The organism is Flavobacterium sp. (genome assembly GCF_044368625.1).
Taxonomy (GTDB): Bacteria; Bacteroidota; Bacteroidia; order Flavobacteriales; family Flavobacteriaceae; genus Flavobacterium.
This window is the reverse complement of the sequence record NZ_JBIPPD010000162.1, coordinates 1-7,704: the sequence shown is the minus strand read 5'-3', so window position 1 is coordinate 7,704 and position 7,704 is coordinate 1. Positions and strand designations below refer to the sequence as shown.

The window sequence follows — 7,704 nt, the reverse complement described above, 5'->3', positions numbered from 1 at the left end:
TCATAAATCCCAAAATAACACAGGTTTCCTACGAAATTCAAAAAGCACCTTTGGCCTTGGTAATGGACAATTCGGCATCGTTAAAATACCTCAAAGCCGATGAAAATGCTCGAACTGTTTATCAACAACTGAGTACCAATAAGGAATTGCAAAATAAATTCGAAGTCCAAACCTACCGTTTCGACACCGACTTTGAAACCGAGTCCACATTCGATTTTAAAGGAAAACAATCCAATATCGAAGCCGTTGCCAAAAATTTGAAAAGCATTCACAAAAACAAGCGATTTCCAGTAATATTGCTAACCGACGGAAACCAGACAATAGGTGCCGATTATGCGTTTAGTTTTCCTAATAAATCTACAGTTTACCCAGTAATTTTGGGTGACACGACTATTTTTACCGATTTAAAAATCAGTCAAATTAACGTCAATAAGTACGCTTTTCATAAAAATAAATTTCCGGCCGAAGTCTTTTTATCTTATTCTGGTAATCAAAGTGTTGAAGCAAAATTTACAATAAAACAAGGCAATTCAACGGTTTTACAACAGAGCGTTTCCTTCGGTCCCAACAAAAAGACAGCTATTGTAAACACACTTTTACCGGCAAATTCGGTAGGATTACAAATTTACCAAGCAACAGTTTCTTCGAAATTACAAGAAAAAAACACCTATAATAATTCCAAGAAATTTGCGGTCGAAGTCATTGATCAAAAATCGGAAGTAGCAATTATATCGGTCATCAATCACCCCGATATTGGCTCGTTAAAACGTTCTATCGAGCAAAATACACAAAGAAACGTTACGATTTTAAAACCCGACGCGTCGGATTTGACCAAATATAATGTGTTGATTTTATATCAACCCAATGCGACTTTTAAATCCATTTTTGACACCAATAGAAATCTGCAATTACCCACTTGGATTATTACCGGAACACAAACCGATTATAACTTTTTGAATCAACAACAAAAAGAGTTGACATTTAAAATGAGTTCCCAATCGGAAGAGTTTACTGCTACTTTTGATACTAATTTTAATTTATTTTCTACTGACAATATCGGTTTTGAAGCCTTTCCACCATTGAATAATCTGTACGGTACGGTTCAAGTAAAGGGAGCGACAACTACTTTATTGGGTTCTAAAATTCGTGCCATTGATGCCGGTTCGCCTTTACTTTCATTCAGCAATCAAAATCCCCGAACGGCTTATTTATTGGGCGAAAACATTTGGCGTTGGCGAATGCAAACGAATATAAAAAAGGAATCGTTTGAATCTTTTGACATTTTTGTAGATAAAATTATTCAATATTTGGCCACCACGAACTCCCGAAAATCACTCGTTGTCGAACATGAAGCGTTTTACAATGCTGGAGATGCATTAATTATTGGGGCTCAATATTTTAATAAAAATTACGAGTTTGACGAAAAAGCCCGATTGACTATTGCTGTAAAGAATGCACAAACGAATAAAACCACAAACTACGATTTACTAAAAGGAAAAAATTCCTTTTCAGTCGATTTAGCAGGTTTGTCAGCCGGAAAATACAGTTTTGTTGTCAAAGAACTCAATTCAAATACCACCTATTCCAACACATTTGAACTGCTTGATTTCGATATCGAACAGCAATTTGTAAATCCAAATGTAGCGCAATTGAATCAGTTGGCTTCGCAAACTAAGGGAACTTCTTATATGCCCAATCAAATCGATTCTTTAATTAAATCACTTATAGAAAATGCCGATTTTACAGCGGTTGAAAAGGAAATTACAATCAAGAAACCAATTATAGACCATATTTTAATGCTCATCTTGATGGCATTATTTTTAGCAATTGAATGGTTCGTTAGAAAATACAACGGATTGTTGTAATTTAATCAAATATTAAGAAACTCTTGAGCCATTCTTAAGCAAGTTCGAACTGAAATATTTGAATTTTGCATCTTAACCAATTTTACTTTAAGATGCATTTTCATTTTTCAAAACGATATAAATTACTTTTCGATTTCTCCCTCTGGTTTTTGTTTTCGTCGGTTGTATTGCGAATTATTTTTGTCGTTTGGCAGTTTTCAGAAGTCAATACTACAGTCTTTGGGGTAGTTAAAACAATTCTTTACGGTGTATTTTTTGATACTGGAGTTTTATCTTTGATTTGGTTGCTCAGCAGTTTTTATTTATTGTTTGTACCCACAAAATGGATTGGAAGTTGGGCGGATAAAGCATTTGTGTACTTTTTTTTCACACTCTCCTTATTGATTTTTGTTTTTACTTTCTTTGCCGAAATCACTTTTTGGGACGAGTTCAAATGCCGTTTTAATTTTGTAGCCGTTGATTATTTAATCTATACGTTTGAAGTAATCCATAACATTAACGAATCGTATCCTCTGATAATTTTAGTGCCTTCAATGCTTTTAATAACTGCTGGTTTGATGTATTTGTTTAGTAAACGATCCAGTTTTACAGCTACTTTTTCTGCAAAACCAACTTTCAAAACCAAACTACTTTACTTTTCAATTTCGGTTTTCGTTGCTGGATTTTATGCTTCAGCAGTTACAAATGCGGATGCCGAATGGTCCGAAAATAGGTACAACAACGAGATTTCAAAGGCAGGTATTTATTCGTTTTTTGCAGAATTCCGAAACAGCAAATTGGACTATGAAACATTTTACACTACCATTCCAACTGATGTGGCTTTTGCTGCCGTTCGCGCCAGCTTAAAAAATTCAAAAATGCAGTTTGACGCAGATTCAATTGCCATCCGTAGAACAATTACGGATACAGCTGCTAGCGAACAACGTCCGAATGTGATTTTTGTTTTGATGGAAAGTATGAGTGCTAATTTTATGCAAGAGTTTGGAAACGAAAAAGAAATAACGCCATTTATGGACAAGTTGGCGCAAGAAAGTCTGCTTTTTAGCAACTTGTATGCCACAGGTACACGAACGGTTCGCGGAATGGAGGCGGTAACTTTATCCATTCCGCCGACGCCCGGAAGTAGTATTGTTAAACGTCCAGAAAACAGCAATTTATTTACAATTGCAACCGTTTTTAAACAAAAAAATTATCAGTGTAATTTCTTTTACGGTGGCGATGGATATTTTGATAATATGAACGCTTTCTTTGGCGGAAATGGTTTTGATATTTACGATCGGGGTAGAGGTAGTATTTTAAGTGATAAAATTAAAGCCAATCGCAACACTATTTCAGACGAAGAAGTTACTTTTGAAAATGCTTGGGGCGCTTGCGATGAAGATGTTTATTCCAAATTAATTTCAGTTGCCGACACTTATTATGCCGAAAAAAAGCCGTTTTTGAATTTTGTAATGACAACTTCCAACCATAAACCTTTTAGTTATCCCGAAAAGAAAATTACAATTCCATCGGGAACAAGTCGAAATGGAGCGGCTCAATATGCCGATTTTGCTTTGCAACAACTTTTTGAAAAAGCCAAAACCAAACCGTGGTTTAAAAACACCATTTTTGTTGTGATTGCCGACCATTGCGCAAGTTCGGCAGGAAAAGATGAAATTGATGTAGCCAATTATCACATTCCAGTGATGATTTACGGTTCGAACATTAAACCTCAAAAAGTATCCAAATTATGTTCTCAAATTGATGTTTTTCCAACGTTATTTGGCATGTTGAATTGGAGCTACGAGTCGAATTTCTACGGACAAAATGTACTTGAAAATGCATTTGAACCACGTGCATTTTTAGGAACGTATTTAAAATTGGGTTACATGAAAAACAACGAAATCATGATTTTGTCCAATCAGAAGAAACAACATTTTTACTCATGGAATAAAGCCACAAATGAATTGACTAAAATTCCTATGAATGCCTCTTTTTTAAAGGAATCCATTTCAATGTATCAAACCGCTGATTATTTGTTTACCCACAAGAAATTGGAAGAGAAATAAAATTGTTCTAGATTTACTTATTAGATTACAAAAATTAACTTTCCAAGTACATTACCCAAATGAAAATCGCCATTATAGAAGATGAAATTGGCATCACCAATTTTTTAAAACAAGGTTTAGAAGAAGAACAGTTTACGGTGTTAATTGCAAACGACGGGAAAACAGGCTGGGAATTGATTCAACAGTCAAAACCCGATTTGATTTTGTTGGACTGGACGTTGCCTAAAATTTCAGGTATTGAGGTTTGCAGAAAAGTTCGGGAAAACGGTATTCAAACGCCTATTTTATTCCTCACCGCTCGCGATACCGTTCAAGATACAATTGAAGGATTGAAAGCAGGAGCCAATGATTACATCAAAAAACCTTTTAGTTTTGACGAACTTCTGGCGCGAATAAACGTTTATTTTCGTAAAGATATAGTTCCCGAGAGTGTTACTTTGGGACCTATTTTGATGCATTTACTCAAGCACGAAGTACACGTTTTAGAACGTAAGGTAACTTTGACCCAGAGAGAATTTGAGCTGCTTTATTTCTTAATAAAAAATAAAGGAAAGGCATGTTCACGAACGCAAATCATTGAAGAGGTTTGGAACATTCATTTTGAATACGATACAGGTGTGATTGATGTTTTTATGAACAGCATTCGCAAAAAATTAAATCTCCCAAAAGACCAAGAATTAATCAAAACCATTCGTGGTATTGGTTATATTGCAAACGATTAAATTTCATTATGCCAACTGTTTCGTTCAAAAATAGAATTGCCCGTTATTACATTGTCAGCACCGCTTTACTCATATTTGCGGTGTTTTTTGTCGTGTTTTATAGCGTAAAAGTAAGTGTGTATTCGGATATTGATCGCGATTTGCAAGCAGAAGTTACGGCCATTTCCGAGCAAATTGTGGTGGAAGGTGCCGCTTTTCATATTTCGAATTTAGAAGAATGGGAGGAACGCGAACATAAATCGCTTGGAATCAATCCTATTTTTATTCAATTAGTAGACAATTTTGGTAAAAACATTGACAAATCACCTAATTTAGGAGGCTATTCCCTGTTTTTAAAACAAAAAGTCAACGAAAAGACATTTTACGATACAAGCTTAAGCAAAAACAGCGTCCGTCAAGTACAGTTTCCTGTTTTTCACAACGGCGATTTAAAAGGCTACGTTTTGATTGCCATGTCGCTTCAAGACGCAAAAATAGTGTTACTCAATTTAGGCGAAATTTTATTCATCGGTTATTTTTTAATTTTGCTCGTCCTCTATTTCATTACGCGATTTATTGTGGGAAGAAGTATTCAACCTGTCTCAGCGATTATAGAAACGACTTCCTTAATTTCGAAAGATAATTTGAGCGCCCGAATTGCCCTTCCGCAAAACAAAGACGAGCTCTATAAACTTTCTAAAACAATTAATGATTTATTGGATCGTATAGAAGGTGCAGTGGCACGCGAAAAACAATTTACGGCTGATGCTTCGCATGAATTACGAACACCACTTGCCGTGATTAAAGGAACCTTAGAAGTGGTGTTACGAAAACCACGATCGCAAAGTGAATACGAAGAAAAAATTAACTATTGCATTTCCGAAGTCAACCGAATGAATTTTCTAGTAGATGAACTTTTACTTTTGGCCCGTTTTGAAAACCAAAAAAGTGAAGTTAAAAAGGAGGTTGTTTTTTTTAACGCGCTAATTTTGGATGCAATTGCCCGTTATTCCGAAGTAATTTCTAAAAAAAAACTACAAGTAGAAACTTTCTTCGAAAAAGATTTTTATCTAGAAACCGATCCGTATTTATTTTCAATTGTGCTTCATAACTTGATTTCGAATGCCGTCAAATACTCGTTTGATGGTGGCAAAATTGAAATTAGTGCTGTAAAAAACCAAAATGAATTGATTTTTAAGTTGCAAGATTACGGCGTCGGAATTTCAAAAACGGATTTGGATAAAATTTTCAATCCTTTTTATCGCTCTGAACCCTCAGAACATCCTGAAGTAAAAGGTAGCGGTTTGGGATTGTCAATTGTGAGTCGTTTAAGTAGTGTATTGCAATTCGAAATTACTGTAGATGCTGAAAACGTTGGAACTTTGATTACTTTGAAAATGAAATATCAACAATAAATGAGGTCGATAACTATCTTATTTTTCATCACATTTTTTTCGAACATTGTTTGTGCACAACGTAACGGATGTACGGACCAACAGGCCAAAAATTACGATTCAAAAGCCGATCGAAACGACGGCAGCTGTGTGTATTCAAAAAATAAAATCAAACCAGATTTTTCTGTTACATTAAGTGATGCTGTACACGAATCCTCAGGTTTGTTGTATTGGAAAAACAAGTTATGGACCATGAACGACGATGGAGATACGCATTTGTATTCGTTCGATTCGCTGGGAAAAAAGGTGCAAAAATTAGCAATTACAAAAGTGAGAAATACCGATTGGGAAGCAATTGCGCAAGACAGCGCCTACATCTACATCGGAGATCTCGGCAATAATGTAAACGGAAATCGAAAAGACTTACACATTTTAAAAATCGAAAAAAACGCTTTGCTGCAAAATAAAACGGTTGTGGATACCATTTCTTTTTCATTTGAAAAGCAGTTTTCTTTTGAAAATCAAAAAGCAAATACAACTGATTTTGATTGCGAAACGCTACTTGTAACCCGCGACAGTATTTATTTGGTAACAAAAGAGTGGAGTAGCAAAAAAGCAAGTTTGCATGTGCTACCCAAAACAAAAGGAGAACACCAAGCGAAATTTAAAGCCGAATTCAACGTGAAAGGACTTATTACAGGAGGAGTAATTCTTGAAGATCAGAAAATAATTGCACTATCTGGATATTCGAAAATGTTGAAACCATTTGTGTACCTGCTATACGACTACAACGGTAATGATTTTTTTTCGGGAAACAAGCGGAAAATAAAACTAGCACTACCGTTTCATCAAGTGGAGGGAATCGCAACTAAGGACGGTTTACATTATTATTTAACCAACGAAGCTTTTCAACGAAAGCCTTTGATTTCGGTACCGCAAAAGTTGCATAGTATTGATCTTTCGGATTATTTGAAATCGTATTTATTAAAAACAGTACGGAACCACTAAAATTATCTTAAAAGTGTTTTTTTGGATTGATTTTTGAAATACTTTTAACATTAACATTATAAATTTGAAATTATGAAACGTATATTTTTACTATTAGCTATTATTGGACTCACCACTTTATCCAGTTGCGATGGAGATCCAGGACCACAAGGACCTGCAGGACCTGCAAGCGAAGTTTTTGAACTTCAAAATGTTAACTTCCAACTCAATCAAAATAACGAATACACGATTTTTCAAAACTTGAATCCTGTGCTTTTTGATTCCGACAATATTTTGATTTACCGCATGTCGGGAACTATTAATCCGCAAACACCCATTTGGCAATTGATTCCGAGAACTTTGTTTTTAAATGAGGGCGAATTGGATTACGACTACGATTTTAGTGCCGTGGACTTCACTATTTATGCCGGCGGAACCTATAATTTGGCAACAACGCCACAGTTCATCCAAAATCAAACATTTAGAATCGTGATAATTCCTGGTTATTTTTCAAAAATGCCCAATTTGGATTTTAACGATTATGATTCGGTAATTAAAACCTTTGGAATTGACGACACAAAAATAACAGTGCTGAATAAAAAATAATTTTTTCTGTATATATATTAAAGGAGAAATAACGTTAAGTTGTTTCTCTTTTTTTATTTTATCTATTTAAAAAGTAGGGTTGAATTGTTTTTAAGTCTTATTT

General features: G+C 34.9%; 6 protein-coding genes. All 6 read left to right on the top strand.

Features of this window, described 5'->3' with window-relative positions; translation table 11 throughout:
- On the top strand, window positions 1-1,865 hold a 1,865-nt coding region (locus tag ACIQ2X_RS11745; RefSeq protein ID WP_396179107.1), incomplete at its 5' end, for a hypothetical protein.
- Window positions 1,866-1,957: 92 nt separating this feature from the next.
- Window positions 1,958-3,913, top strand: coding sequence for an LTA synthase family protein (locus ACIQ2X_RS11740; RefSeq protein ID WP_396179106.1), 1,956 nt, complete (start codon window positions 1,958-1,960; stop codon window positions 3,911-3,913).
- Between the two features lie 59 nt (window positions 3,914-3,972).
- The gene (locus ACIQ2X_RS11735) at window positions 3,973-4,635 is read left to right on the top strand and encodes a response regulator transcription factor (protein WP_396179105.1); all 663 of its coding nucleotides are present in this window, start codon (window positions 3,973-3,975) and stop codon (window positions 4,633-4,635) included.
- An 8-nt stretch (window positions 4,636-4,643) separates the two neighbouring features.
- Entirely contained in the window at window positions 4,644-6,029 is a 1,386-nt protein-coding gene (locus ACIQ2X_RS11730) for a sensor histidine kinase (protein ID WP_396179104.1), read from the top strand.
- Window positions 6,030-7,016 carry a T9SS C-terminal target domain-containing protein gene (locus tag ACIQ2X_RS11725; protein ID WP_396179103.1) on the top strand — a complete coding sequence of 329 codons (987 nt, stop codon included), beginning with the start codon at window positions 6,030-6,032 and terminating at the stop codon, window positions 7,014-7,016.
- A gap of 72 nt (window positions 7,017-7,088) precedes the next feature.
- A complete protein-coding gene (locus ACIQ2X_RS11720; protein WP_396179102.1) occupies window positions 7,089-7,601 on the top strand; it encodes a hypothetical protein in 513 nt (170 codons plus the stop codon).
- The last annotated feature ends 103 nt before the right edge of the window (window positions 7,602-7,704 follow it).

Bases quoted from the DNA above. Each gene is read 5' to 3' on its own strand.
- ACIQ2X_RS11740 (WP_396179106.1), top strand. From the start codon at position 1,958: ATGCATTTTCATTTTTCAAAACGATATAAATTACTTTTCGATTTCTCC.
- ACIQ2X_RS11735 (WP_396179105.1), top strand. From the start codon at position 3,973: ATGAAAATCGCCATTATAGAAGATGAAATTGGCATCACCAATTTTTTA.
- ACIQ2X_RS11730 (WP_396179104.1), top strand. From the start codon at position 4,644: ATGCCAACTGTTTCGTTCAAAAATAGAATTGCCCGTTATTACATTGTC.
- ACIQ2X_RS11725 (WP_396179103.1), top strand. From the start codon at position 6,030: ATGAGGTCGATAACTATCTTATTTTTCATCACATTTTTTTCGAACATT.
- ACIQ2X_RS11720 (WP_396179102.1), top strand. From the start codon at position 7,089: ATGAAACGTATATTTTTACTATTAGCTATTATTGGACTCACCACTTTA.